The 22,846-nt window shown below is 71.4% G+C and carries 23 protein-coding genes and 1 pseudogene; 13 read left to right on the forward strand and 11 right to left on the reverse strand.

Going from position 1 to position 22,846, the window contains the following annotated elements:
• Nucleotides 1-36 precede the first annotated feature (36 nt).
• The 7 genes from AMK16_RS07710 to AMK16_RS07740 form a co-directional block, all read right to left on the reverse strand.
• The gene (locus AMK16_RS07710) at nt 37-525 is read right to left on the reverse strand and encodes a hypothetical protein (RefSeq protein ID WP_443333540.1); all 489 of its coding nucleotides are present in this window, start codon (nt 523-525) and stop codon (nt 37-39) included.
• A 231-nt stretch (nt 526-756) separates the two neighbouring features.
• The gene (locus AMK16_RS07715; RefSeq protein ID WP_073910928.1) at nt 757-2,175 is read right to left on the reverse strand and encodes an NAD(P)/FAD-dependent oxidoreductase; all 1,419 of its coding nucleotides are present in this window, start codon (nt 2,173-2,175) and stop codon (nt 757-759) included.
• A 23-nt stretch (nt 2,176-2,198) separates the two neighbouring features.
• Complete coding sequence (locus AMK16_RS07720; protein ID WP_199885384.1) at nt 2,199-3,005, reverse strand: ABC transporter permease; 807 nt, start codon at nt 3,003-3,005, stop codon at nt 2,199-2,201.
• Nucleotides 3,005-3,934, reverse strand: a complete 930-nt coding sequence (locus AMK16_RS07725; RefSeq protein WP_073910932.1) for an ABC transporter permease — start codon at nt 3,932-3,934, stop codon at nt 3,005-3,007. Before AMK16_RS07725 ends, AMK16_RS07720 begins: the two co-directional genes overlap by 1 nt.
• Nucleotides 3,931-5,079, reverse strand: a complete 1,149-nt coding sequence (locus tag AMK16_RS07730) for an ABC transporter ATP-binding protein (protein WP_073910935.1) — start codon at nt 5,077-5,079, stop codon at nt 3,931-3,933. Before AMK16_RS07730 ends, AMK16_RS07725 begins: the two co-directional genes overlap by 4 nt.
• Before the next feature lie 117 nt (nt 5,080-5,196).
• Complete coding sequence (locus tag AMK16_RS07735; RefSeq protein ID WP_073910939.1) at nt 5,197-6,447, reverse strand: polyamine ABC transporter substrate-binding protein; 1,251 nt, start codon at nt 6,445-6,447, stop codon at nt 5,197-5,199.
• A 100-nt stretch (nt 6,448-6,547) separates the two neighbouring features.
• A complete protein-coding gene (locus AMK16_RS07740; RefSeq protein WP_073910943.1) occupies nt 6,548-8,074 on the reverse strand; it encodes a gamma-aminobutyraldehyde dehydrogenase in 1,527 nt (508 codons plus the stop codon).
• 193 nt (nt 8,075-8,267) lie between these two features.
• Between AMK16_RS07740 and AMK16_RS07745 the strand changes: the two genes are divergently transcribed.
• From AMK16_RS07745 to AMK16_RS37090, 3 genes and pseudogenes are all read left to right on the forward strand, one after another.
• Nucleotides 8,268-8,822 carry an NADAR family protein gene (locus AMK16_RS07745; RefSeq protein WP_073910946.1) on the forward strand — a complete coding sequence of 185 codons (555 nt, stop codon included), beginning with the start codon at nt 8,268-8,270 and terminating at the stop codon, nt 8,820-8,822.
• 50 nt (nt 8,823-8,872) lie between these two features.
• A pseudogene (locus tag AMK16_RS37085) lies at nt 8,873-8,932 on the forward strand (NUDIX hydrolase); the annotation flags it as partial.
• Nucleotides 8,933-9,021: 89 nt separating this feature from the next.
• Nucleotides 9,022-9,231 carry a hypothetical protein gene (locus tag AMK16_RS37090; RefSeq protein WP_242438712.1) on the forward strand — a complete coding sequence of 70 codons (210 nt, stop codon included), beginning with the start codon at nt 9,022-9,024 and terminating at the stop codon, nt 9,229-9,231.
• Between the two features lie 726 nt (nt 9,232-9,957).
• On the opposite strand, the gene AMK16_RS07755 is transcribed toward AMK16_RS37090, so the two are convergent.
• Nucleotides 9,958-10,716: a DUF4190 domain-containing protein gene (locus AMK16_RS07755; RefSeq protein ID WP_073910950.1), complete on the reverse strand. Its 759-nt coding sequence runs from the start codon at nt 10,714-10,716 to the stop codon at nt 9,958-9,960.
• 111 nt (nt 10,717-10,827) lie between these two features.
• On the opposite strand from AMK16_RS07755, the gene AMK16_RS07760 reads away from it, so the two are divergent.
• The 4 genes from AMK16_RS07760 to AMK16_RS37100 all read left to right on the forward strand — a co-directional run bounded on the left by AMK16_RS07760 (nt 10,828) and on the right by AMK16_RS37100 (nt 13,233).
• Nucleotides 10,828-11,853 (forward strand): adenosine deaminase, encoded by a 1,026-nt coding sequence (locus tag AMK16_RS07760; protein WP_073910953.1) that lies wholly within the window; start codon nt 10,828-10,830, stop codon nt 11,851-11,853.
• 22 nt (nt 11,854-11,875) lie between these two features.
• Nucleotides 11,876-12,565 carry a glycerophosphodiester phosphodiesterase gene (locus AMK16_RS07765; RefSeq protein ID WP_079191466.1) on the forward strand — a complete coding sequence of 230 codons (690 nt, stop codon included), beginning with the start codon at nt 11,876-11,878 and terminating at the stop codon, nt 12,563-12,565.
• Between the two features lie 132 nt (nt 12,566-12,697).
• Nucleotides 12,698-12,892 (forward strand): hypothetical protein, encoded by a 195-nt coding sequence (locus AMK16_RS37095; RefSeq protein WP_073910961.1) that lies wholly within the window; start codon nt 12,698-12,700, stop codon nt 12,890-12,892.
• On the forward strand, nt 12,889-13,233 hold the full coding sequence (locus tag AMK16_RS37100) for a serine hydrolase (RefSeq protein ID WP_073910964.1): 345 nt from the start codon (nt 12,889-12,891) through the stop codon (nt 13,231-13,233). The genes AMK16_RS37095 and AMK16_RS37100 overlap by 4 nt, the downstream gene beginning before the upstream one ends.
• A gap of 6 nt (nt 13,234-13,239) precedes the next feature.
• Here the strand turns inward: AMK16_RS37100 and AMK16_RS07780 are convergent, their stop codons facing one another.
• The 3 genes from AMK16_RS07780 to AMK16_RS07790 all read right to left on the reverse strand — a co-directional run bounded on the left by AMK16_RS07780 (nt 13,240) and on the right by AMK16_RS07790 (nt 16,591).
• Entirely contained in the window at nt 13,240-13,803 is a 564-nt protein-coding gene (locus AMK16_RS07780) for a hypothetical protein (protein ID WP_242438662.1), read from the reverse strand.
• Between the two features lie 77 nt (nt 13,804-13,880).
• A complete protein-coding gene (locus AMK16_RS07785) occupies nt 13,881-15,059 on the reverse strand; it encodes an ABC transporter substrate-binding protein (protein ID WP_073910967.1) in 1,179 nt (392 codons plus the stop codon).
• A 92-nt stretch (nt 15,060-15,151) separates the two neighbouring features.
• On the reverse strand, nt 15,152-16,591 hold the full coding sequence (locus AMK16_RS07790; RefSeq protein WP_073910970.1) for a gamma-aminobutyraldehyde dehydrogenase: 1,440 nt from the start codon (nt 16,589-16,591) through the stop codon (nt 15,152-15,154).
• 169 nt (nt 16,592-16,760) lie between these two features.
• Here AMK16_RS07790 and AMK16_RS07795 point away from each other — a divergent pair, with 169 nt between their 5' ends.
• From AMK16_RS07795 to AMK16_RS07820, 6 genes are all read left to right on the forward strand, one after another.
• Nucleotides 16,761-17,264: an Lrp/AsnC family transcriptional regulator gene (locus AMK16_RS07795; protein WP_073910973.1), complete on the forward strand. Its 504-nt coding sequence runs from the start codon at nt 16,761-16,763 to the stop codon at nt 17,262-17,264.
• 3 nt (nt 17,265-17,267) lie between these two features.
• Nucleotides 17,268-18,629: an aspartate aminotransferase family protein gene (locus tag AMK16_RS07800; RefSeq protein ID WP_073910976.1), complete on the forward strand. Its 1,362-nt coding sequence runs from the start codon at nt 17,268-17,270 to the stop codon at nt 18,627-18,629.
• 180 nt (nt 18,630-18,809) lie between these two features.
• Nucleotides 18,810-19,613, forward strand: coding sequence for an ABC transporter ATP-binding protein (locus AMK16_RS07805; protein WP_073910979.1), 804 nt, complete (start codon nt 18,810-18,812; stop codon nt 19,611-19,613).
• Complete coding sequence (locus AMK16_RS07810; protein WP_073910982.1) at nt 19,595-20,665, forward strand: hypothetical protein; 1,071 nt, start codon at nt 19,595-19,597, stop codon at nt 20,663-20,665. The genes AMK16_RS07805 and AMK16_RS07810 overlap by 19 nt, the downstream gene beginning before the upstream one ends.
• Before the next feature lie 26 nt (nt 20,666-20,691).
• Nucleotides 20,692-21,783, forward strand: coding sequence for an LOG family protein (locus AMK16_RS07815; protein WP_073910985.1), 1,092 nt, complete (start codon nt 20,692-20,694; stop codon nt 21,781-21,783).
• An 80-nt stretch (nt 21,784-21,863) separates the two neighbouring features.
• Nucleotides 21,864-22,769 carry a hypothetical protein gene (locus tag AMK16_RS07820; RefSeq protein WP_073910988.1) on the forward strand — a complete coding sequence of 302 codons (906 nt, stop codon included), beginning with the start codon at nt 21,864-21,866 and terminating at the stop codon, nt 22,767-22,769.
• Nucleotides 22,770-22,846 lie beyond the last annotated feature (77 nt).

Below are 22,846 nucleotides of genomic sequence, written 5' to 3' on the forward strand. Positions count from 1 at the left end.
GAGCGGCGCCCAAGATGGTCCAGACCAATGCCCTTGTCAAGGCTTCCGTCTCTCCGGCGCCGCCACGCGGGCCGCCGCCTCGTGCATGGCCAGTTCCAGTACGGCCGGATCGGTGAGGGTGCCCCGCCCGTCGGGCAGCACCAGCCAGCTCACCGGCCCGGCCGGCCGGCCCGGGTACGGGAGCACCATCCAGGTCCCGCGTCCGGCCCCCCGGACGCCCGTGCCGATCCAGCGGGAGGCCGTGCCCGGCGGCACGAAGAACCCGAGGCGCGGCGAGGGGGTGCGGCTTCGCCGGCCGCCGCCGGAGTCGGCGAGCACGGGGCCGGGCCGGTCGAGGAGCAGGTCCAGGACGTCGAAGGTGACCTGCCCCAGTGCCCCGGGCAGGATCAGCACGTCCCAGCGCCGCCCGGCGGGCAGCAGCGCGACTCCGAGGGGGTTGCGCTCCCACTCCCGCCGGCAGGTGTCGGGGTCCGGCGCCGCCGACACCAGCCAGTCCACCGCCGTCTTGGCTCCCGGGATCGTCATGACCCGGCCTCGCTTCCCTGTAGGTGAGGGGTTCTCACCTGGAGAGAGCGGGGCCGGGCCCGGTGATGACGCGGGTTTCGCCACCCCGTTGCGGTGAGGCGGGTCGCGGCCGCCACGGGGTGCGCCGGGGCGGCCGCGCCACGATCAGCGGACGGGCCGGCCGGGGAGGGACCGGCCGGCTGCGGACGGACCGGCCGGGCGGACGGCTGCGGACGGCTGCGGACGGACCGCTCAGCTGTCGAAGCCGAGGCCGAGGCGGTCCAGCGTCCTGAGCCACAGGTTGCGCTGCCCGCCGCGGCGGTCGGCCCGGGCCAGCGACCACTTGGTGAGGGTGATCCCGGTCCAGGCGAACGGCTCGGGCGGGAAGGGCATCGGCTTGGACCGCACCATCTCCAGCCGGGTGCGTTCGGTGTCGAGGCCGTCGAGCAGGTCCAGCATCACCTCCGCGCCGAAGCGGGTGGCGCCCACCCCGAGCCCGGTGTAGCCGGCCGCGTAGGCCGCCTTCCCCGCGTGCGCGGTGCCGAAGAAGGCCGAGAAGCGCGAGCAGGTGTCGATCGCCCCGCCCCAGGCATGGCTGAACTTCACGCCCTCCAGCTGCGGGAAGGCGGTGAAGAAGTGCTCCGCGAGCTTGAGGTAGGTCTCAGGACGGTGGTCGTACTCGGAGTCGAGCTTCCCCCGGTAGGGGTAGATCGCGTCGTAGCCGCCCCACAGGATCCGGTGGTCGGGGGTGATCCGGAAGTAGTGGAACTGGTTGGCGCTGTCGCCGAGGCCCTGCCGGTTCTTCCAGCCGACGGCGGCGAGCTGCTCCCCGTTCAGCGGTTCGGTCATCAGGGCGTAGTCGTAGACCGGCACGGTGAAGGGGCGGATGCGGCGGACCAGCGACGGGAAGATGTTCGTGCCGAGGGCGACCCGGCGCGCGAGGATCGTGCCGTAGGGGGTCTGTACGGTCATCCCGGCCCCGGCCGGGGCGAGCTTCAGCCCCCGGGTGTTCTCGTAGATCCGCACCCCGAGGTCCAGGCAGGCCCGCTTCAGGCCCCAGGCCAGCTTCGCCGGGTTGAGCATGGCGACGCCCTCGCGGTCCCAGAGGCCCGCGAGGAAGGTCGGGGAGTCGACCTCGGCGCGCAGCGCGTCGCGCTCCAGCCATTGGGAGCCGTCCGCGAGACCGAGCCGACGCGCCTGCTCGTGGAGTTCGCGCAGCTCCTCGACCTGATGGGGTTCGGTGGCGACGTCGATCTCGCCGGTGCGCTCGAAGTCGCAGTCGATGCCGTAGCGGGCGACGGCCTCCTCGATGGCGTCGAGGTTGCGGGCGCCCATCTCCTCCAGTACGGCGAGCTCCCGCGGCCAGCGGGCGATCCCGTTGGAGAGGCCGTGGGTGAGGGAGGCGGCGCAGAAGCCGCCGTTGCGGCCGGAGGCGGCCCAGCCCGCCTCCTTGCTCTCGATCAGCACCACGTCCCGGCCGGGGTCGCGCTCTTTGGCCAGGAGCGCCGTCCACAGCCCGCTGTAGCCGCCGCCGACGACCAGCAGGTCGCAGCGCTCGTCGGTGGTGAGGGCCGGCTGCGCGGCGGGCTTGCCGGGGTCGTCCAGCCAGTACGACACCGGCTTCGCTTCGGAAAGGGATTTCGCAACACTACGCATGGCGACTGGGGCCATGGCTTCCAACTCCCTACAGGGGTCTACTTCGGTTGTGCCTTCTTGCGGCGGTTGCCGACCGTCTGGGCGGCGAGGACCACCAGCACCGCGATGACGAACATCGCCGTGCCGATGACGTTGATCTGCACGGGCGTGCCGCGCTGGGCCGATCCCCACACGAACATGGGGAAGGTCACGGTGTTGCCCGAGTTGAAGTTCGTGATGATGAAGTCGTCGAAGGAGAGCGCGAAGGACAGCAGCGCTCCCGCGGCGATGCCGGGCGCCGCGATCGGCAGGGTGACCCGCAGGAAGGTCTGCACCGGGCCCGCGTAGAGGTCGCGGGCGGCCTCCTCCAGCCGGGGGTCCATGGACAGGACCCGCGCCTTGACGGCCGCCACCACGAAGCTGAGGCAGAACATGATGTGGGCGATCAGGATCGTCCAGAAGCCGAGCTGGACGCCCATGTTGAGGAAGAGCGCGAGCAGCGAGGCCGCCATCACGATCTCGGGCATGGCCATCGGCAGGAAGATCAGCGAGTTGACGGCGCCGCGGCCGCGGAAGCGGTAGCGGACCATCGCGAAGGCGATGGCGGTGCCCAGGGCGGTGGCGGCGATGGTGGCCCACAGGGCGATCTGGAGCGAGAGCGAGAGCGAGCCGCACAGGTCGGCGACCCCGCAGGGGTCCTTCCACGCGTCGAGCGAGAACTGCTGCCAGGCGTAGTTGAACCGTCCGGTGGGGTTGTTGAAGGAGAAGACGGTCACGACCACGTTCGGCAGGATCATGTACGCGAGCGTGCCGAGGCCGGCGATGACGACGAGGTTGCGCCGCAGCCAGGTCAGGGAAGTACGCATCAGACCAGGTCCTCCGTGCCCGCTCGGCGGATGTAGACGGTGACCATGATCAGCACGATGGCCATGAGGATGAAGGACAGCGCGGCCGCGGTCGGGTAGTCCAGGATCCGCAGGTACTGCGACTGGATGACGTTTCCGATCATCCGGGTGTCCGTGGAGCCGAGCAGCTCGGCGTTCACGTAGTCGCCGCTCGCCGGGATGAAGGTGAGCAGGGTCCCGGAGACCACGCCCGGCATGGAGAGCGGGAAGGTCACCTTGCGGAAGACGGTGGCGGGGCGGGCGTACAGGTCTCCGGCCGCCTCGTGGAGGCGGGTGTCGATGCGCTCCAGCGAGGAGTACAGCGGCAGGATCATGAAGGGCAGGAAGTTGTACGTCAGACCGCAGACGACCGCGAGCGGGGTGGCGAGCACCCGGTCGCCCTGGGTCATGCCGAGCCAGCTGGTGACGTCCAGGACGTGCAGGGAGTTCAGGGCGCCGACCACCGGGCCGCCGTCCGCCAGGATCGTCTTCCAGGCGAGCGTGCGGATCAGGAAGCTCGTGAAGAAGGGGGCGATGACCAGGACCAGCAGCAGGTTGCGCCAGCGGCCCGCCTTGAAGGCGATCAGGTAGGCCAGCGGGTAGCCGAGCAGCAGGCACAGCACGGTCGCGGTGCCCGCGTAGAGCAGCGAGCGCAGGAACTGCGGCACGTACTCGGTGAGGGCGTCCCAGTAGGTCTGGAAGTGCCAGGTAACCTTGAAGCCCTCTTCGAGGGAGCCGGTCTGCACCGAGGTGGACGCCTGGTAGACCATCGGCAGCACGAAGAAGACCAGCAGCCACAGGATGCCGGGGAGCAGCAGCCAGTACGGGACCATCCGCTTGCGCAGGGACGCCGTGTGCACCGGCGGCTCGGTGGCGGCGGGCGTCCGGGGCGGCGCCGCGGTGGCGCTCATGCGCCCTCCTCCACCGTCTCGATGCCGGCGTCGATGGCCTGGGCGGCGTCGAGTCCGAAGCTGTGCTCCGGGTTCCAGTGCAGGACCACCTCGGCGCCCGGGACCAGGCGGGTGTCCCGCTCGATGTTCTGCGCGTACACCTCCAGCCCGGGGCAGACCCGGCTGTCGACGACGTACTGGGTCGAGACACCGATGAAGGAGGAGGCCGCTATCCGGCCGGAGACCTTGTTGCGGCCGGGGCCGATGGTGTGCTCCTCATCGGCGTGGACCAGCGATATCTTCTCGGGGCGCACTCCGACCAGCAGCTTTCCGCCGGTGACGGGTGTGGTCGAACATCGGGCCGCGGGCAGTTGGAGCCTGGTGCCGGAGGCGGAGACGACGACCTGCGCGCCCGCGGCCTCGACGGTGGCCTCGATGAGGTTCGAGGTGCCGAGGAAGTTGGCGACGAAGGTGGTGCCCGGGTTCTCGTACAGCTCGGCGGGGGCGCCGAGCTGCTCGACGCGCCCGCCGTTCATCACGGCGACGGTGTCGGCCATGGTCATGGCCTCCTCCTGGTCGTGCGTGACGTGCACGAAGGTGATGCCGACCTCGGTCTGGATCCGCTTGAGCTCCAGCTGCATCTGGCGGCGCAGCTTCAGGTCGAGGGCGCCGAGCGGCTCGTCGAGGAGCAGTACCTGGGGGTGGTTGATCAGGGCGCGGGCGACGGCGACGCGCTGCTGCTGGCCGCCGGAGAGCTGGTGCGGCTTGCGCTGGGCGAACTGGCCGAGCTGGACCAGCTCCAGCATGTCGTCGACCTGCTTCTTGACCGACTTGATGCCGCGGCGGCGCAGGCCGAAGGCGATGTTCTCGAAGATGTTCAGGTGCGGGAAGAGGGCGTAGCTCTGGAAGACCGTGTTGACCGGGCGCTTGTACGGCGGCAGGTCGGTGACCTCCCGGTCACCGAGGCTGACCGTGCCGGTGGAGGGCTCCTCCAGGCCGGCGATCATGCGCAGGGTGGTGGTCTTCCCGCAGCCCGAGGCGCCGAGCAGGGCGAAGAAGGAGCCCTGGGGGATGGTGAGGTCCAGCGGGTGCACGGCGGTGAAGGTGCCGTAGTGCTTGCTGATCCCGGCGAGGCGGACGTCGCCGCCCGCGGTCTTGTCAGTCATGGGTGGGTCCCGGGGTTGGGTGGGGAAGATGTCGGGGGCTCGGCGGAGCCGGCCGGGATGCGCCGTCCGGGGATGGCCCGGGGGGCGCGTCGGTCCTCCAGGGCTCGCCGCGGTGCGCTACGCGCCGATGAGCTTGGCGAACTTCTCTTCGTACGCCGTCTCTTCCTCGCTGCTGAGCGAGCGGAAGGCGTGGGACTTGGCGGTCATCTCCTTGTCCGGGACGATCAGGGGGTTGTCGGCGAGCTCGGAGTCGATCTTGCCGAGCTCCTCCTTGACGCCCTCGACGGGGCAGACGTAGCTGATGAAGGCGGCGAGCTGGGCGGCGACCGGCAGCTCGTAGTAGTAGTCGATCAGCTTCTCCGCGTTGGCCTTGTGCCGGGCCTTCGCGGGGACCAGCAGGTTGTCGCTGGAGATGAGGTATCCGGCGGCCGGGATCGCGTACTTGATGTCCGGGTTGCCGGCCTGGAGCTGGACGACGTCGCCCGCCCAGGCGAGACAGGCGGCGAGGTCGCCCTTGTCGAGGTCCGAGGTGTAGTCGTTGCCGGTGAAGCGGCGGATCTGCCCGGTGTCGACGCCCTTCTGGAGCCGGCCCACGGCGCCGTCGAAATCGGCGGTGGTGAAGTTCGCCGGGTCCTTGCCCTGGTCGATCAGGGTCATCCCCACGCTGTCGCGCATCTCGGTGAGGAAGCCGACGCGGCCCTTGAGGGTGGGGTCGTCGAGCAGCTGGGTGACCGAGTCGACCTTCTTGCCGCCGGTGGCCTTGGAGTTGTAGGCGATGACGGTGGAGATGCCGGTCCAGGGGTAGCTGTAGGCGCGTCCCGGGTCCCAGTCGGGGGTGCGGAACTGCGCGGACAGGTTGGCGTAGGCGTGCGGCAGGTGGGAGGGGTCCAGTCTCTGCGCCCAGCCCAGGCGGATGATGCGGGCGGCGAGCCAGTCGGTGACGACGATCAGGTCGCGGCCGGTGTCCTGGCCGGCTGCGAGCTGCGGGCGGATCTTCCCGAAGAACTCGACGTTGTCGTTGATGTCCTCGCTGTACTTGACGTCGATGCCGGTCCGCCTGGTGAATTCCTCCAAGCTCGGACGGGACTTCTCGTCATCGCCGGTGTCCATGTACTCGGTCCAGTTGGAGAAGGCGATCTCCTTCTCCCGGTCCGAGTGGTCGTCGGAGGCCACCGCCGTGTCCCCCGCCCGCTTGGCGGGCGGGATGCCGCACGCGGCGAGGGTGGACAGGCCGCCGAGGGTGAGCGCTCCGACTCCGCAGGCGCGCAGCAGCGAGCGGCGGGTGAGGGCGCCGCGCCCGCTGTCAAGGCTGCGCCGCATCGCGGCGAGTTGCGCCGCCGAGAGGCGGTCGGGCTCGAACTGCTCCATGCGCGTTGCCCTTTCGGGATGGGTGCGTGGCCGCCGGGTCGGCGGCAGGGATGCCACGCGGCGGCCGCCGCATGTGTCTGGTGCCGGTGAACCCTTCCGGTCACAGCACTGGGCTGCGGTCCCCGAAGATCGTGCGGTGCCAGTCCTTCGCGGCCACCGCGGTGTTGTCGTACATCACGTGCTTGACCTGCGTGTACTCCTCGAAGGAGTAAGCGCTCATGTCCTTTCCGAAGCCGCTGGCCTTGTAGCCGCCGTGGGGCATCTCGCTGATGATCGGGATGTGGTCGTTGACCCACACGCAGCCCGCCTTGATCTCGCGGGTGGCGCGGTTCGCCCGGTAGACGTCGCGGCTCCAGGCCGAGGCGGCGAGGCCGTAGGGGGTGTCGTTGGCCAGGGCGATGCCTTCGTCGTCGGTGTCGAAGGGCAGCACGACGAGGACCGGGCCGAAGATCTCGGACTGGACGACCTCGCTGTCCTGGGCGGCGCCGGCGATGAGGGTGGGCCGGTAGTACGCGCCTGCGGCCAGTTCGCCGGCGGGGATCTCACCGCCGGTGACGACGGTGGCGTAGGCACGGGCGCGCTCGACGAAGCCGGCGACGCGGTCGCGCTGGGCGTGGGAGACCAGCGGGCCGAGGTCGGTGGTCGGCGCGAAGGGGTCGCCGAGGCGGACGGACTCCATCAGCTGCGCGACGCGGGCGACGAAGGCGTCGTGCAGGGGGCGCTGGACGTAGGCCCGGGTGGCGGCGGTGCAGTCCTGGCCGGTGTTGATGAGGGAGGCGGCGACGGCGCCGTGCGCGGCGGCCTCCAGGTCGGCGTCGTCGAAGACGAGGAAGGGGGCCTTGCCGCCGAGCTCCAGGTGCAGCCGCTTGACGGTGGCGGTGGCGATCTCGGCGACGCGCCGGCCGACGGCGGTGGAGCCGGTGAAGGAGGTCATGACCACGTCGGGGTGGCCGACCAGGTGCTCGCCCGCTTCGCGGCCGGCGCCGGTGACGATGTTGACCACCCCGTCCGGGAGGCCCGCCTCCTTGGCCGCCTGGGCGAACATCAGCGAGGTCAGCGGGGTGAGCTCGGCGGGCTTGAGGACGATGGTGTTGCCCGCGGCGATCGCCGGGAGGATCTTCCACGCGGCCATCTGGAGCGGATAGTTCCAGGGAGCGATGGAGCCGACGACGCCGATGGCCTCGCGGCGCACGTAGGAGGTGTGGTCGCCGGAGTACTCGGCGGCCGCCTGCCCCTGGAGGTGGCGCGCGGCCCCTGCGAAGAAGGCGGTGTTGTCGATGGTCCCCGGCACGTCGAACTCCGTGGACAGCTTGATCGGCTTGCCGCACTGGAGGGACTCGGCGTATGCGAAGTCCTCGGCCTGCTCGGCCAGTACGGCGGCCAGCCGGTGCAGGGCGTCCGAGCGTTCCCCGGGGGTGGCGCCGGACCAGCCGGGGAAGGCCCGCCGGGCGGCGGCGACGGCCTCGTCGACGTCCGCGGTGCTCGCGAGCTCGTAGGTGAGGACCTCGTCGCCGGTGGCCGGATCGACCACCGTGTGTGACTGCCCGGAGGTGCCGCGCCGGAGCCGGCCGTCGATGTACTGCGCGCCGTCCGCGAAGCGGTCCTTGACCTGGAAGCGGTTGCCCATCACGCTCTCACGCTTTCCGTAGCTACAGTTCGAGTACAGCTCGAATTGAGTGCCGATCCTGACAGAGGTGGTGCCCTCGGCCAAGGGATTCCGTTGTTGCCTTTTGATTACGCGACGGAATCGGTCGACCATGTGTCGAGGCACACCCTAAAACCCGTACGAAGTGTCAGTGGCGGCTGCCAGACTCGCGTGCATGGAGATGATCGATGACCTGATCAAGCAGGTCAGCCGCGGTGAACGGGTGAAGTACCTGCCGTTCTGGGGCCACCGCCCGAGGCCGGACGGGAGCCTCGGCCCGAGCTGCCTCAGCCAGTGGTGGCCGTCCGAATTCACTGTGGGTGACACCCGGTACGCCACGGCCGAGCACTGGATGATGGCCGCCAAGGCCCGGCTGTTCGGGGACGCGGAGGCCGAGGCCGCGGTGCTGGCGGCGGCGAGCCCGGCAGCCGCGAAGAAGGCCGGCCGGCTGGTGCGCGGCTTCGACGAGGCCGTGTGGAAGCGCGAGCGCTACGGGATCGTGGTCGAGGGCAGCATGCACAAGTTCGCCTCCGACCCGGCGCTGCGCTCGTACCTGCTGTCCACCGGCGACCGGGTCCTGGTCGAGGCCAGCCCGCTGGACCGGATCTGGGGCATCGGGCTGCCGGCCGACGACGCCCGCGCCCTGGACCCCGCCCGCTGGTGCGGCCTGAACCTCCTGGGCTTCGCCCTGATGGAGGCCCGCGACCGCATACGGACGGCCGGCGCGTGACGGAACGCCGCCGGGTGGCGGCGGTGATCATCCGGGAGGGCGACGTGCTGATGGTGCGCGAGCGCGGCAGGGGGCCCACCGGCCGGCACGACGCGGCGGAGTACTGGACCTTGCCGGGCGGCGGAATCGAAGCCGGGGAGGACCCGCAGGAGGCGGTCCGGCGCGAGGTGCCGAGGAGGTCGGCCTGCGCGCGCTGGAGGTGCGGTTCGCGTGCGAGTCGCCCTACCCCTCCGGCTGGACCGCCTGCTACCGCGTCGACGTCGAAGACGGAGAGCCGCGGCTGGGGGTGGACACCGACCTGGAGTGCGACTGCCCGCGCATGGTCGGCCTCGTCTGGGTCCCGCTCACGCGCGGCCTCGCCGGCGACGACGTGATGGTACCGACGCTCCTGATGCCGGCGCAGGCCTGAGGGACCGACGCGAATCGGCCACGGACAAGGCGGCCCCAGGGCCCGCCCGGGCGGGGCGGGCGCAGGCCGGGGGTGCCGGCAAGGCCGACGCAGGCCGGGGGTGCCGGCAAGGCCGCCGCAGGGCCCGCACGGGCGGGGCCGGCGCAGGCCGGGCCCGGGCGAGGCCGCCGCAGGGCCCGCACGGGCAAGGCGGGCGCAGGGCCGGGCGCGGGCGAGCCGGGCGCGGCACCCGCACGGGCGAAGCCGGCAGATGCCGGGTCCGGGCGAGGAGACGCAGGGCCCGTACGGGCAAGACCCCCGCAGCGGATCCGCACAAGGTCCCGCGCAGGCCCGCCGGGGCAAAGCCGGCGGAGGCCGGGTCCGCGCAAAGCCGCCGCAGGGCCCACACGGGCAGAGCCAGCGCGGCAGGTCCGGCAGGGCCCGCGCAGGTCGGGTCCAGGCGAGGCCGATGCGGGGCCCGTCCGGGCTGGGCGCGCGGGTGCGTGCGAGGCGGGTGCGGGTGGGGGGACCCTGCCGGGGCTCCGACGTCGCGTCGGCCTTCCCCGACCCGGCGGGGCTCCCGGCAGCGGCGGGGCGAGGTGTTGCGCCACGCTGGTCCGCCGGCTCAGCCGCAGAGGGCGCGGGGCCCGGCCACGGCACCCCGGCCGACTGCCCGCTGCCGGGCCCCGCCTCCGCCCCTTCCGGGGGCGTCGCCGGCCGGGCGCGGCCGGGCCGTCTGCGCTGCCGTCAGATCTTCTCGTGCATGCGGGAGTTGGAGTACGGGCTCTCGTAATCGGAGCTGTCGTCCCAGCCGTTCGCGAGCGGGCCGAATATGGCGGCGAGCACGAGGCCGCCCAGCACGATGCCGATCGCACCGAGGATGATCCCGGCCAGTGCCATCCCGCCGTTGTCGGCCTCGCCCCTGGTCGCCTTGCCCTTGCCGAGGGCGCCGAAGACGACCGCGCCTATGCCGAGGGCTATCGCGAAGAAGCTGGTGATACAGCCGACGACGGACAGGATGCCGAGGACGAGGGCGGTGATGCCGAAGCCGTTGCTCCTGGGGGCCGCGTAGAGCGGGTATCCGCCAGGACCGGGATATCCGCCGTGGCCCGGGTGTCCGGCGTTGCCCGGGTATCCGGGATACCCCGGCCCGCCCGGGTACCCGGCGTCGCCGGGGTAGCCGTAGCCCGGCGCGGGCTGCGGCGGCGCGGGGTACCCGTAGGCGCTCGCGTCGGGCTGGGCCGGGTACCCGTACGCGGGCGCCGACCCGGGCGACGGCTGCGGCTGGGCGTGGGGCTGGGGCTCGGTGTGGGGCTGCGGCTGGGCGTGGGGCTGGGCCTGGGGTATCCCGGCCCCCGGCATCCCGGCGACCGTCGGCTGGTCGTGCACCGGCGGCGGCCCCGACGCACCCGGCGCAGCCGGTGTGCCCCCGCGCTTGCCCAGGTCCACCGCCGGCCGCTCCGGCGGCGCCCACGGATCCCTCGGCTCAGGGCTCTGGTCGGTCATGCGGCGCCCCCCTCTCGTACAGCCATGCTAAGCGCTGCCACCGACAGTCACGGGCGTGCCTACGATGAAGCCCGACCCGACCGCACCCGCACGCTCCCGGAAGGCACCTCCATGACCGACCTGCACCCCTTCATCGCCGGGCTGCCCAAGGCCGAACTCCACGTCCACCACGTCGGCTCGGCCTCACCGCGCATCGTGGCCGAGCTCGCCTCCCGGCACCCCGACTCGAAGGTCCCGACCGATCCCGAGGCCCTCGCCGACTACTTCACCTTCACCGACTTCGCGCACTTCGTCGAGGTCTACCTGTCGGTGGTGGACCTGGTCCGCACCCCCGAGGACGTGCGGACCCTGACCTTCGAGGTCGCCCGCGACATGGCGCGGCAGAACATCCGCTACGCCGAACTGACCATCACCCCGTACTCGTCCACCCGCCGCGGCATCGACGAGAAGGCCTTCATGGAGGCCATCGAGGACGCCCGCAGGGCCGCCGAGTCGCAACTCGGCGTCATCCTGCGCTGGTGCTTCGACATCCCCGGCGAGGCCGGTCTGGAGGCGGCCGCGGAGACCGCCCGTCTCGCCGTGGACCTGCGCCCCGAGGGACTGGTCTCCTTCGGCCTCGGCGGCCCCGAGATCGGCGTCCCGCGCCCGCAGTTCAAGCCGTACTTCGACCAGGCCCGCGCCGCCGGCCTGCACAGCGTGCCGCACGCCGGCGAGACGACCGGCCCGCAGACCATCTGGGACTCCATCCGCGAGCTGGGCGCCGAGCGCATCGGCCACGGCACGAGCGCCACCCAGGACCCGGAGCTCCTCGCCTACCTCGCCGAGCACCGCATCGCCCTGGAGGTCTGCCCGACGTCCAACATCGCCACCCGCGCGGTCTCCGACCTCGACCTCCACCCGGTCAAGGAGATGGTCGCCGCCGGCGTGCTCGTGACCATCAACAGCGACGACCCGCCGATGTTCGGATCCGACCTCAACAACGAGTACGCGGTCGCGGCGCGCCTGCTCGGTCTCGACGAGCGCGGTCTCGCCCGGCTCGCCAAGAACGCCGTGGAGGCCTCCTTCCTCGACGAGGCGGGCAAGGCGAAGCTCAACACGGAGATCGACACGTACACCTCGCAATGGCTCGCGCGCTGAGATCCCGCCGAGAATGGGGGTCATGCGCACCCTGACTGCCGTCGGCCACCGCGGCGATCCCTACCGAGTCCGCGAGAACACCCTGGCCTCGATCCGCTCCGCCTTCGCACGGGGGGCGGACGCGGTCGAGATCGACGTACGGCTCACCCGCGACGGGGTCCCGGTCCTGCTCCACGACGAGACGCTCCAGCGGCTGTGGGGCCATGACGTGCGCCTCGACGCCGTCACGGCCCCACAGCTGCGGGAACTGACGGGGGGTGGCATCCCCACCCTGCGCGAGGCCCTGACGGCGGCCGGGGCGGGGCGGGTCATGCTCGACCTGCCCGGTGCCTCCTACGAGGCGGTGCGCACCGTCGTGGACCTGGTCCGCGAGTGCGGGGCGCGCGAGCGCGCGTACTACTGCGCGGGCCCCAGGACCATGCTGGCGGTCCGCGCCGCCGATCCGGCCGCGGAGATCGCCCTGACCTGGACGACGCTGTCGCCGCCGCGCCGGGTCCTGATCGACGCGGTGGAGCCGCGGTGGCTCAACTACCGTTTCGGCCTGGTCGGTCCGGAGCTGGTGGAGGCGCTCCACCGGGACGGCCTGCTGGTGTCGGCCTGGACCGCGGACACCAAGTGGGCGATGCGGGGGCTCGTCGCGGCCGGCGTCGACTCGATCACCACGAACCGGGTGGACGCGCTGGCCGCGGTGCGGGCCGAGTCCGGCCGGTGAGACCCGGGCGCGCGGTCGTCGCCCGGGTACGCCGGGCCCGGCCGTGGACCTGGGCCCGGTCCGGCTGGAGGTGCTGACGGTCCGGGAGCGGGAGACGCTGCTGCACCTGGGGCGGGGCTGTCGAATGCGGAGATGGCGGCGGCGATGGTGGAGAGCGAGCACACGGTGCCGGCGGACGGGCCGGGTGACTCCTTCGAGGCGCAGTGGGAGCACCGCTTCGATGTGACCGATCCGCGCCGGCAGATCGCCAACGCCCTGTGCAAGGGGCCGGAGTTCGCGGCCGGTGACGCCCAGCACTACCTGAACATCAGGCGGCGGGCGACATGATCTCGACGACGGCCGATCTGGAGCGGTTCACCCTCGCCCTGTTCGCCGGGCGGGTCGTGCTGAAGCCGCTGTTGAAGGAGACCATGTTCGCGGTGCCGGCGGTGGCGGACTTCACGAGCGGCAAATCCGCCACGCTCACCGCCGGCTTCTCCCGGATCGTCCTGCCCCACGGCACGGAGGCCTGGGGCAAGACCGGCGGCCGGCACGGCTACAACACCGCGACAGGCGGGACGATCGACGGATCGCGGACCTTGGTCTACTCGGTGAACTCCACGGACGCGAAGGGCGAGGAGACGAATCCGGTCGCCTTCGGCATCGTCCTGGCGGCCTTCGCCAAGTAGCAGCGCTCAGGCATGGACCGGGGTGGCCGCCCCGCCACCGGCCCCACCACCGCCCCCGGCGTCGGCCCCACCACCGCCCCCGGCTTCGGGAAGGGTTTCGGGCAGGGCTTCGGGCAGGGCTTCCAGTCGCTTGATCATGCGGCGCAGGATCAAGAGGGGGACCACCCCGAAGACGCCGAAGGACATGTCGATGACGCTCCACCAGAAGGGGATGCCGCGGATCGGGCCGCAGATCAGGGCCAGCGGGACGATGCCGGCGCAGGCGATCATGCCCGCCTCGACGATCCAGATGTTGCGGACGGGGTCGCGGTGGACGCCGTAGAAGAAGACGGCGATGACGAGGTGGGCGAAGGCGAGCCAGTCGGTGCCGTAGAGGAGGAAGGGGTACGCGGCGTCGGCCTGGTCAAGTCCGTCCCCCACCCGCCGCAGCCACTCGTTGTCGATCAGGGCGTTGGCCCAGCGGAGCTCGCTGACGAGGGGGAAGGCGGTCAGGCCGCTGAGCACGAGGCAGACGAGGAACAAGGTCAACCAGGCACGGACCCGCCGCTGAAGGGCGCTTCTCTCGTTCATGCAAGGAAGCCTACCCGCCCTTTTGAACATGTTCAGCCAATTCCCTGAACATGTTCAACTCATGGTTCGCGAAGGGGTCAGAGCCCGACGATGGCGTTCCACCGGCGGGCGAGGGAGCGGCGCTGCGCCGAGGAGATGTCGCGGGCGACGACCAGCCGCTTGCGCATGTCGTCGTCGGGAAAGATCAGCGGGTTCTCGGCGAGTTCGGCGGTCTCCCTCTCCTCGGAGCGGGCCAGGACCTCGCGGGCGGCGGGCACCGGGCAGACGTAGTTGACGGAGGCGGCGAGCGCCGCGGCCACCTCCGGCGCGTAGTAGTGGTCGATCAGGGCTTCGGCATTGGCCTTGTGCCGGGCCAGGTTGGGCACGAGCAGGCTCTCCGCCCACAGCTCGGCCCCCTCTTCGGGGACCACGAATTCGATGTCGGGGTTGTCGGCCCGGAGCTGGATGGCGTCGCCGGAGTAGGCCTGGCAGGCCAGGACGTCGCCCTTGCTCAGATCGGAGGTGTAGTCGTTGCCGGTGAAGCGGCGGATGTGCTTCTTCTTCACCATGGCCTCGACCTGGTCGCACATCCGGTGGAAGTCGGATTCGGTCCAGCGGGTGACGTCCACTCCGTCGCCCTGCATCAGGAGGGCGAAGGATTCGTCGAGGCCGGAGAAGAGGGTGACCCTGCCCGCGAGGTCCGGCTGCCACAGGTCCTTGACCGACCTGATCTCGCGCCCCAGGGCCTTGCGGTTGTAGGCGATGCCGGTGATGCCCGACTGCCAGGGGACGGTGTGCAGCCGGCCGTCGTCGAAGGCGGGGGAACGCAGCTGCGGGTCGAGGTGGCGGGCCACGTTGGTCTGCGCCGAGCGGTCCATCTTCTGGGCCCAGCCCAGGTGGACGAAGCGGGCTGCCATCCAGTCACTGACCACGACCAGGTCGTGGCCGGTCTCCTGGTGGTTCATCAGGGCCGGGCTGACCTTGCCGAAGAACTCGTCGTTGTCGTTGATCTCCTCGGTGTACCGGACCTCGATGCCGGTCTGCTCCGTGAAGGCGTCCAGCGTCGGGCGGCGCGCCTCGTCCTCGTCATCGGTGTCGATGTAGAGGGGCCAGTTGGAGAAGGAGACGCTCCGGTCCCGCCCCGAGCGGTCGGGGCCTTCGCGCCGGTCCTGCGGGACGTAGGCGGCCGGCACCCCGCAGCCGGCGAGGGCGGCCAGCAGGCCCGTGGAACCGAGGCCGCGCAGCGCGGCGCGGCGGGAGAAGGCGAGTTCAGGCATGGGCACAGCCTGGGCGAACGCCGAAGGGCGGGCAATAGACATGATGTCTACCGCCCGCCCCTTCAACGCTGTGCTGTGACCGGTGCGGCCGATCAGCCGTCGAGCGAGGTCATCACGTGCTTGATGCGCGTGTAGTCCTCGAAGCCGTAGGCGGAGAGGTCCTTGCCGTAGCCGGACTTCTTGAAGCCGCCGTGCGGCATCTCGGCGACGAGCGGGATGTGGGTGTTGATCCACACGCAGCCGAAGTCGAGGTTCTTGGACATCCGCATCGCGCGGCCGTGGTCCTTGGTCCACACCGAGGAGGCGAGGGCGAACTCGACGCCGTTGGCGTACTCCAGGGCCTGGGCCTCGTCCGTGAAGGACTGCACGGTGATGACGGGGCCGAAGACCTCGTTCTGGATGATCTCGTCGTCCTGGTTCAGGCCGGAGACCACGGTCGGGGCGTAGAAGTAGCCCTTGTCGCCGACCTGGTGGCCGCCGGCCTCGACCTTGGCGTGGGCGGGGAGGCGCTCGATGAAGCCCGCGACCTGCTTGAGCTGGTTCGGGTTGTTCAGCGGGCCGTACAGCACGTCCTCGTCGTCCGGCAGGCCGGTCTTGGTGTCGGCGGCGGCCTTGGCGAGCGCCGTCACGAACTCGTCGTGGACCGATTCGTGGACGATCACGCGGGTGGCGGCCGTACAGTCCTGGCCGGCGTTGAAGTAGCCCGCGACCGCGATGTCCTCGACGGCCTTGGCGATGTCGGCGTCCTCGAAGACCACGACCGGCGCCTTGCCGCCGAGCTCCAGGTGGACGCGCTTGACGTCCTTCGAGGCGCTCTCCGCGACCTGCATGCCCGCGCGCACCGAGCCGGTGATGGAGGCCATCGCCGGGACGGGGTGCTCGACCATGGCCCTGCCGGTCTCGCGGTCGCCGCAGACGACGTTGAAGACGCCCTTGGGGAGGATCGAGTCGATGATCTCGGCCATCAGGACGGTGGAGGCCGGGGTGGTGTCCGAGGGCTTGAGGACCACGGTGTTGCCCGCGGCGATGGCCGGGGCGAACTTCCACACGGCCATCATCATCGGGTAGTTCCACGGCGCGACCTGGGCACAGACGCCCACCGGCTCACGGCGGACGATGGAGGTCATCCCCTCCATGTACTCGCCGGCCGAGCGGCCCTCCAGCAGCCGGGCGGCGCCCGCGAAGAAGCGGATCTGGTCCACCATCGGCGGCAGCTCCTCGCTGGCCGTGAGGCCCAGCGGCTTGCCGGTGTTCTCCGACTCCGCGGCGACGAGCTCCTCCGCACGCGCCTCGAAGGCGTCCGCGATCTTCAGCAGCGCCTTCTGGCGCTCCGAGGGGGTGGTGTCGCGCCAGCCCGGGAAGGCGGCCGCGGCGGCGGCCATGGCGGCGTCGACATCCGCCTGGCCCGAGAGCGGGGCGGTGGCGAAGGCCTCGCCGGTGGCAGGGTTGACCACCTCGGTGGTCCGCCCGTCGGCGGCGTCCTTGAACTCTCCGCCGATGTAGTTGCGCAGACGACGCAGTTCGGTGGTCACTACAGCCACTCTCCTGATCACATGTCCAATGGTTGAGACGATTCCCAAGCCTAGCCTCTCGGCGGACGCTTTCGACAGAGCCAGACACGACGACCTACGAAATCAGTGAGATCGGAGCTGCCAAACAACGAATTTCATCGGTTCCGTCTTGCGGAACAGACGACTCCTCGTGCACAGTGAGGTCGTGGTCAGTCGAAGCGCAGATTCCAGGAACAGACAACCGTCCCCGTCGGTCGATGCTGTGTCCCTGGCGATCATCGAGCAACTGCAGGAGGACGGGCGCCGTCCCTACGCAGCGATCGGCAAGGCCGTCGGCCTGTCGGAAGCGGCCGTGCGCCAGCGCGTGCAGAAGCTGCTCGACCAGGGCGTCATGCAGATCGTCGCCGTCACCGACCCGCTCACCGTGGGCCTGCGACGCCAGGCCATGGTCGGCATCAACGTCGAGGGAGACCTCGACCCGGTGGCGGACGCCCTGACCGCCATGGCCGAGTGCGAGTACGTGGTGATGACCGCGGGGTCGTTCGACCTGATGGTGGAAATCGTCTGCGAGGACGACGACCACCTGCTCGAAACGATCAACAAGAAGATCCGCGCGCTCCCCGGCGTGCGATCAACAGAGAGCTTCGTCTACCTGAAGCTGAAGAAGCAGACCTACATGTGGGGAACTCGATAACCCGTGAGCCAGGACCTCTCCAAGACCGCGTACGACCACCTGTGGATGCACTTCACCCGCATGTCGTCCTACGAGAACGCACCCGTCCCCACCATCGTGCGCGGTGAGGGCACCTACATCTTCGACGACAAGGGCAAGCGCTACCTCGACGGTCTCGCCGGGCTGTTCGTGGTCAACGCCGGTCACGGCCGCAAGGAACTGGCCGAGGTCGCCTACAAGCAGGCGCAGGAACTCGCGTTCTTCCCCATCTGGTCGTACGCCCACCCCAAGGCCGTGGAGCTCGCCGAGCGCCTCGCCGACTACGCCCCGGGCGACCTGAACAAGGTCTTCTTCACCACCGGTGGCGGCGAGGCCGTCGAGACCGCCTGGAAGCTCGCCAAGCAGTACTTCAAGCTCCAGGGCAAGCACACCAAGTACAAGGTCATCTCGCGTGCGGTCGCCTACCACGGCACCCCGCAGGGCGCCCTGTCGATCACCGGTCTCCCGGCCCTGAAGGCCCCCTTCGAGCCGCTGGTCCCCGGCGCGCACAAGGTGCCGAACACCAACATCTACCGCGCCCCGATCTACGGCGACGACCCCGAGGCCTTCGGCCGCTGGTGCGCCGACCAGATCGAGCAGGAGATCCTCTTCGAGGGCGCCGACACCGTCGCCGCCGTCTTCCTGGAGCCGGTGCAGAACGCCGGCGGCTGCTTCCCGCCGCCGCCCGGGTACTTCCAGCGGGTCCGCGAGATCTGCGACGAGTACGACGTGCTCCTCGTCTCCGACGAGACGATCTGCGCCTTCGGCCGCCTCGGCACGATGTTCGCCTGTGACAAGTTCGGCTACGTCCCGGACATGATCACCTGTGCCAAGGGCATGACCTCGGGCTACTCCCCGATCGGTGCATGCATCATCTCCGACCGCCTCGCGGAGCCGTTCTACAAGGGCGACAACACCTTCCTGCACGGCTACACCTTCGGCGGCCACCCGGTCTCCTCGGCCGTCGCCCTGGCCAACCTCGACATCTTCGACAAGGAGGGCCTCAACCAGCACGTGCTGGACCACGAGGACGCCTTCTTCTCGACGCTGAAGAAGCTGCACGACCTGCCCATCGTCGGCGACGTCCGCGGCAACGGCTTCTTCTACGGCATCGAGCTCGTCAAGGACAAGGCCACCAAGGAGTCCTTCACCGACGAGGAGACGGAGCGCGTGCTCTACGGCTTCCTCTCCAAGGCCCTCTTCGAGAACGGCCTGTACTGCCGTGCCGACGACCGTGGCGACCCGGTCATCCAGCTGGCCCCGCCGCTGATCGCGGACCAGGGCACCTTCGACGAGATCGAGGGGATCCTGCGCTCGGTGCTCACCGAGGCGTGGACCAAGCTGTAAAGAGCCGCCGGCCCGGGCTGCACCTCGTCCGACCACACGGCCCGGATCCTCCGTTCGAGTGACAACGGAGGGTCCGGGCCGTGTGCTGTCACCATCCAAGACGTTCATCTCTTTACATCTCATTGCGGCGCCAGTGACCGATGGGGCTCCGCTTCGTTCCCCCGGACGGAGGTGTACGCCATGGCGGTTCCACCGGACACTGCTGCCCCACCTGACAATGACGTCCTTTGGGCACGGTCCCTTCACTACGCGCACGGTGGTTCCCCGGGCCTCGTCGGGGTCTCGGTGGGAGTGCGCCAGGGCGAGATCCTGGCCCTGACCGGCCCCCGGGGCAGCGGCAAGACGACCCTGCTGCGCTGTCTGTCCGGACAGCTGTCGCCCGGGCAGGGCGAGATCTGGTTCAACAGCGTCCCCGTGCACACCATGGGCGCCCTGGCCCGCGAGCGGCTGCGCCGCGACCGGTTCGGCTGGATCGGCCCCGAGCCGCAGCTGCTGCCCGAACTGAAGGTGTGGGAGAACGCGGCCCTGCCGCTGCTGATCGCCGGAGCCTCCCACCGCGCCGCCAAGCACGCCGCCTGCGAATGGCTGGAGCGCCTCGACATCGGCGCCTTCGCCGGCAAGCGCCCCGGCGCCCTCACCCGCGGCGAGTGCCAGCGCGTGGCGCTGGCCCGGGCCCTGGTCAACGAGCCCGCGGTGATCTTCGCCGACGAGCCCACGGCACCCCTGCACCGGGCCGAGCGGGCCCTGCTGCTGCGCACCCTGACCACCGCGGCGCGCTCGCACGAGATCACCGTGCTGGTGGCCACCCACGACGAGGAGACCGCGGCCGCCGCCGACCGCCGCCTGGCCCTGCTCGACGGCCGGCACGCCGCCGCCGAGAACGAGACCGGGAACGAGACCGGGAACGAGGCCGAGGCCGGCTCGCCGGAGCCCCCCGCCGCCGAGACGACGGAGGACCAGGCAGCGTGCTCGCTCTCCGCCTAGTCCGAGGCTCCCGCCCACTGGTCCAGCTGCGCCGGCTCCTCGTCGCCGCCGCATCCGCCGGCACCGGGTTCCTGTTCCTGTACGTCCTGGCCGACGCGGTGGACCGGCCTGCCGGATCGTTCCCGCGCCTGCTGTGGGCGCTGGTCCCGCTGGCCGCCACCGTCCAGCTCGCCGTCGCGGTGGCCCGGACCGACCCGGCGACGCGGCCCCGCGAAGGACTGGACGCCGCCGGGCTCGGGCCCGTGCGGCTCGGCCTGATCGCAGCCGTCTCCACGGCCGTCGCCTGCACCCTGGGCAGCGCCCTGGCCCTGGCCGTCTTCCTCCACCTGCGCGGGAACCTCGCCGGGCTGCCGTTCGACGGGGCGGGAGCCGGCCTGCTCCACGCCGACCAGCCGCTGCCCCCCGCCGCCGCCCTCACGCTCCTGGCCGTGCTGCCGCTGACCGCGTCGGGCGCCGTCCTCGCGATGCGCCGCGCCCCGGCGCCCGCCCCGCAGACCGGGCTGCCCTGGGGCATCACCCTGACCGCCTGCGGACTCGCGGTGGAGGCGTACGCGGGACGGGGCGGGCCCGGCATGCCGGCCGGCTGGTCGCTGACCGCGGCCGGCCTCGCCCTCGCCGGGCCCGGGCTCGCGTACGCCCTCGGCACGCTGGTCCAGGCCGTCCGCCCCGGCGGACTGCGGCTGCTGGCCGGGCGGGCCCTCCAGGAGGAGGCGCCCCGGGTCGGTCCGCCCCTCGGCCTGCTGTGCGCGGTCTGCGCGGGCGCCCTCACCGCGCTGGCCCTGCGCGACCGGGGCGGCCTGCACGTCCCCCTGGGTCCGCTGACCGGACCCGCCGCGGCCCTGGTCGCGCTGTGCGCCGCCGCGACCCTTCTCACATCCGCGGTGGAATCCCGCCAGAACCGCAGCGCCGGCCGGCAGGCTCTGCTCGACCTCGGCGCACCCGCCAAGGTCCTTCGTACGGCCGCCGGTTTGCGCGCCGCCGCCCTGCTCGCCGTGTGCGTACCGATCAGCTGGGGTGTGGCGCAGCTGACGTCACTGGCGTTGACCCGCTGATACGGGCAGCCCTTAGGGTGGGCCGAATGGTCAACGCAGACATCGAGATCGAGACGCTCGCCGAATTCGACCAGGTCGTGGCCCGCGGCTCGCTCAGCGGCTACCGGATCCAGTCGGTCAACCTGCTGGAGCGGACCTTCGCGCTGCTGTCCGCGGACACCTCCGCCGCCGTGTTCCTGGGCTGTGCGATGGAGCCCGACGCGTCGGCGAAGGTCCGCGCCGACGGCGCCCTGGTCTTCCCGCCGGTGCCGGACCTGCCGTTCAACCCGTACCGGGGCCTGCTGTACACGCCCGAGGAGCTGTACGCCGGGCTGCCCGGCGACTACGAGGCGACCCCGGACGCGCAGGCCTACGCCTGGTTCCAGGAGACCCGGGCCGACGGGGACGTCTTCTCCTCGATGCTCCGCTCCCTCCACGACGACGCCGTCTCCGACGCCCTCGACGAGCACCTGACAGGTGCCCGCGTCGTGGGCGTGATGGGTGGCCACGCCATGTCCCGCGGCGGTGCGGACTACCGCGGCGCGGCCGAGCTGGGCCGTACGCTCGCCCGCTCCGGGCTGACCGTGGCCACCGGCGGCGGTCCCGGTGCGATGGAGGCCGCGAACCTGGGCGCCTACCTGGCGCCGGCGCCGGACGGCGCCCTGCCGGAGGCGCTGGAGATGCTCGCCAAGGCCCCGTCCTTCGTCCCCTCGGTGTCCGACTGGGCGCGCGCGGCCTTCGCCGTACGCGAGCGGTGGCCGGCCGGCGGCGACTCGGTGGGCATCCCGACGTGGTTCTACGGCCACGAGCCGCCGAACGCCTTCGCTCAGCACATCGGCAAGTACTTCGCGAACGCCACCCGGGAGGACGGACTGCTGGCCCGGTCCACGGCCGGGGTGGTCTTCCTGCCGGGCGCCGCGGGCACGGTCCAGGAGGTCTTCGACAGCGCGACGCCGAACTACTACTCCTCCCGGGGCGAGCCGGCCCCGATGGTCCTGGTCGACCGGACCCACTGGACCGAGCACCTCCCGGCGTGGCCGCTGCTGCGGGCGCTGGCGCGCGGCCGGGCGATGGAGTCCCGTATCGCCCTGGTGGACTCGGTGGACGAGGTTCCCGGCGCGCTCGCGGCAATGGCCTGACGTCCGGAGGCAACTTTCCGCCCCTTTCCGACGTCTGGCAGAGGTACCGCAAAACCTGCCAGACGTGAACGGAGCCCTCGGTGCTCATAGGCCTGCTGACCGCTGTCGCGGCGTCCATCTGCTACGGCACGGGATCCGTCCTGCAAGCCGTCGGATCGCGCCGCGCCGCCCGGATGTCCCCGCCGGCCGCCGGGGTGACGGCGCACGGCGGCCCCAACCTGTCGTCCACCGCGAAGGCGGCGATGACCTGGGAGTTCATCGTCGGGACGATCCTGGACTTCGTGGGCTTCGGCCTGGGCGCGCTGGCCGCGCGGCTGCTGCCCCTCTTCCTGTCCCAGACGGTGATCAGCGCCAATCTGGTGATCACGGCGGTGCTGAGCGTGCGGCTGCTGGGCATCCGCCTGTCCCGCAAGGAGTGGACCTCGATCGGCGTGGTCTGCACGGCGCTGGTGCTGCTGGCCACCGCGGCGGGCCACGAGGGCGGCCACCACGCGCCGCTGTCCACGCACTGGTGGCTGCTGGGGATCACCGTGCTGCTGATGGCGGGCGGCACGGTGGCCGTGCGCCTCCTCGGCGCAGGGGCGGCGATCCTGGCGGGCCTGCTGTCGGGCCTGGGCTTCGGCGCGCTGGGCGTCGGCGTGCGGATCCTGGACGGGATCGACCCCTTCGACCCGGGCACGCTGCTCACCGACCCGGCCCTGTACGCCATCCTCGTGGCGGGCATCGGCGGCATGTACCTGCACACGGTCGCCCTGCAGATCGGTTCGGTGAACGGGGCGACGGCGGCCCTGGTGGTCGGCGAGACGGTGCTGCCGGGCGCGATCGGCGTCCTGTGGCTCGGCGACGCCTCCCGTCCGGGCCTGGCCTGGCTGGCGGTCCTGGGCTTCGTCCTGGCGGTCACCGGCGCCGTGGCGGTCGCCTGGTACGGCAAGCACGAGGGAGCCGAGGAGGACGCCGCGGCTCCGCTCCCGGCGCCCGTCGCCTGAGGTGAGCGGTCGCGGGTCGCACCCACCGGTCCCCGCGACCGGTGGGTGCCCGCGGTACCCGCGCCTGGGGGGTGCCA

It is taken from the genome of Streptomyces sp. CB00455, assembly GCF_001905445.1.
In the GTDB taxonomy this organism is placed as follows: domain Bacteria; phylum Actinomycetota; class Actinomycetes; order Streptomycetales; family Streptomycetaceae; genus Streptomyces.

What these genes read in the sequence shown, in the direction of transcription:
- AMK16_RS07710 (WP_443333540.1), bottom strand. Translation starts at nt 525, where the DNA reads ATGACGATCCCGGGAGCCAAGACGGCGGTGGACTGGCTGGTGTCGGCG.
- AMK16_RS07715 (WP_073910928.1), bottom strand. Translation starts at nt 2,175, where the DNA reads ATGGCCCCAGTCGCCATGCGTAGTGTTGCGAAATCCCTTTCCGAAGCG.
- AMK16_RS07720 (WP_199885384.1), bottom strand. Translation starts at nt 3,005, where the DNA reads ATGCGTACTTCCCTGACCTGGCTGCGGCGCAACCTCGTCGTCATCGCC.
- AMK16_RS07725 (WP_073910932.1), bottom strand. Translation starts at nt 3,934, where the DNA reads ATGAGCGCCACCGCGGCGCCGCCCCGGACGCCCGCCGCCACCGAGCCG.
- AMK16_RS07730 (WP_073910935.1), bottom strand. Translation starts at nt 5,079, where the DNA reads ATGACTGACAAGACCGCGGGCGGCGACGTCCGCCTCGCCGGGATCAGC.
- AMK16_RS07735 (WP_073910939.1), bottom strand. Translation starts at nt 6,447, where the DNA reads ATGGAGCAGTTCGAGCCCGACCGCCTCTCGGCGGCGCAACTCGCCGCG.
- AMK16_RS07740 (WP_073910943.1), bottom strand. Translation starts at nt 8,074, where the DNA reads ATGGGCAACCGCTTCCAGGTCAAGGACCGCTTCGCGGACGGCGCGCAG.
- AMK16_RS07745 (WP_073910946.1), top strand. Translation starts at nt 8,268, where the DNA reads ATGGAGATGATCGATGACCTGATCAAGCAGGTCAGCCGCGGTGAACGG.
- AMK16_RS07755 (WP_073910950.1), bottom strand. Translation starts at nt 10,716, where the DNA reads ATGACCGACCAGAGCCCTGAGCCGAGGGATCCGTGGGCGCCGCCGGAG.
- AMK16_RS07760 (WP_073910953.1), top strand. Translation starts at nt 10,828, where the DNA reads ATGACCGACCTGCACCCCTTCATCGCCGGGCTGCCCAAGGCCGAACTC.
- AMK16_RS07765 (WP_079191466.1), top strand. Translation starts at nt 11,876, where the DNA reads ATGCGCACCCTGACTGCCGTCGGCCACCGCGGCGATCCCTACCGAGTC.
- AMK16_RS37095 (WP_073910961.1), top strand. Translation starts at nt 12,698, where the DNA reads ATGGCGGCGGCGATGGTGGAGAGCGAGCACACGGTGCCGGCGGACGGG.
- AMK16_RS37100 (WP_073910964.1), top strand. Translation starts at nt 12,889, where the DNA reads ATGATCTCGACGACGGCCGATCTGGAGCGGTTCACCCTCGCCCTGTTC.
- AMK16_RS07780 (WP_242438662.1), bottom strand. Translation starts at nt 13,803, where the DNA reads ATGAACGAGAGAAGCGCCCTTCAGCGGCGGGTCCGTGCCTGGTTGACC.
- AMK16_RS07785 (WP_073910967.1), bottom strand. Translation starts at nt 15,059, where the DNA reads ATGCCTGAACTCGCCTTCTCCCGCCGCGCCGCGCTGCGCGGCCTCGGT.
- AMK16_RS07805 (WP_073910979.1), top strand. Translation starts at nt 18,810, where the DNA reads ATGGCGGTTCCACCGGACACTGCTGCCCCACCTGACAATGACGTCCTT.
- AMK16_RS07815 (WP_073910985.1), top strand. Translation starts at nt 20,692, where the DNA reads ATGGTCAACGCAGACATCGAGATCGAGACGCTCGCCGAATTCGACCAG.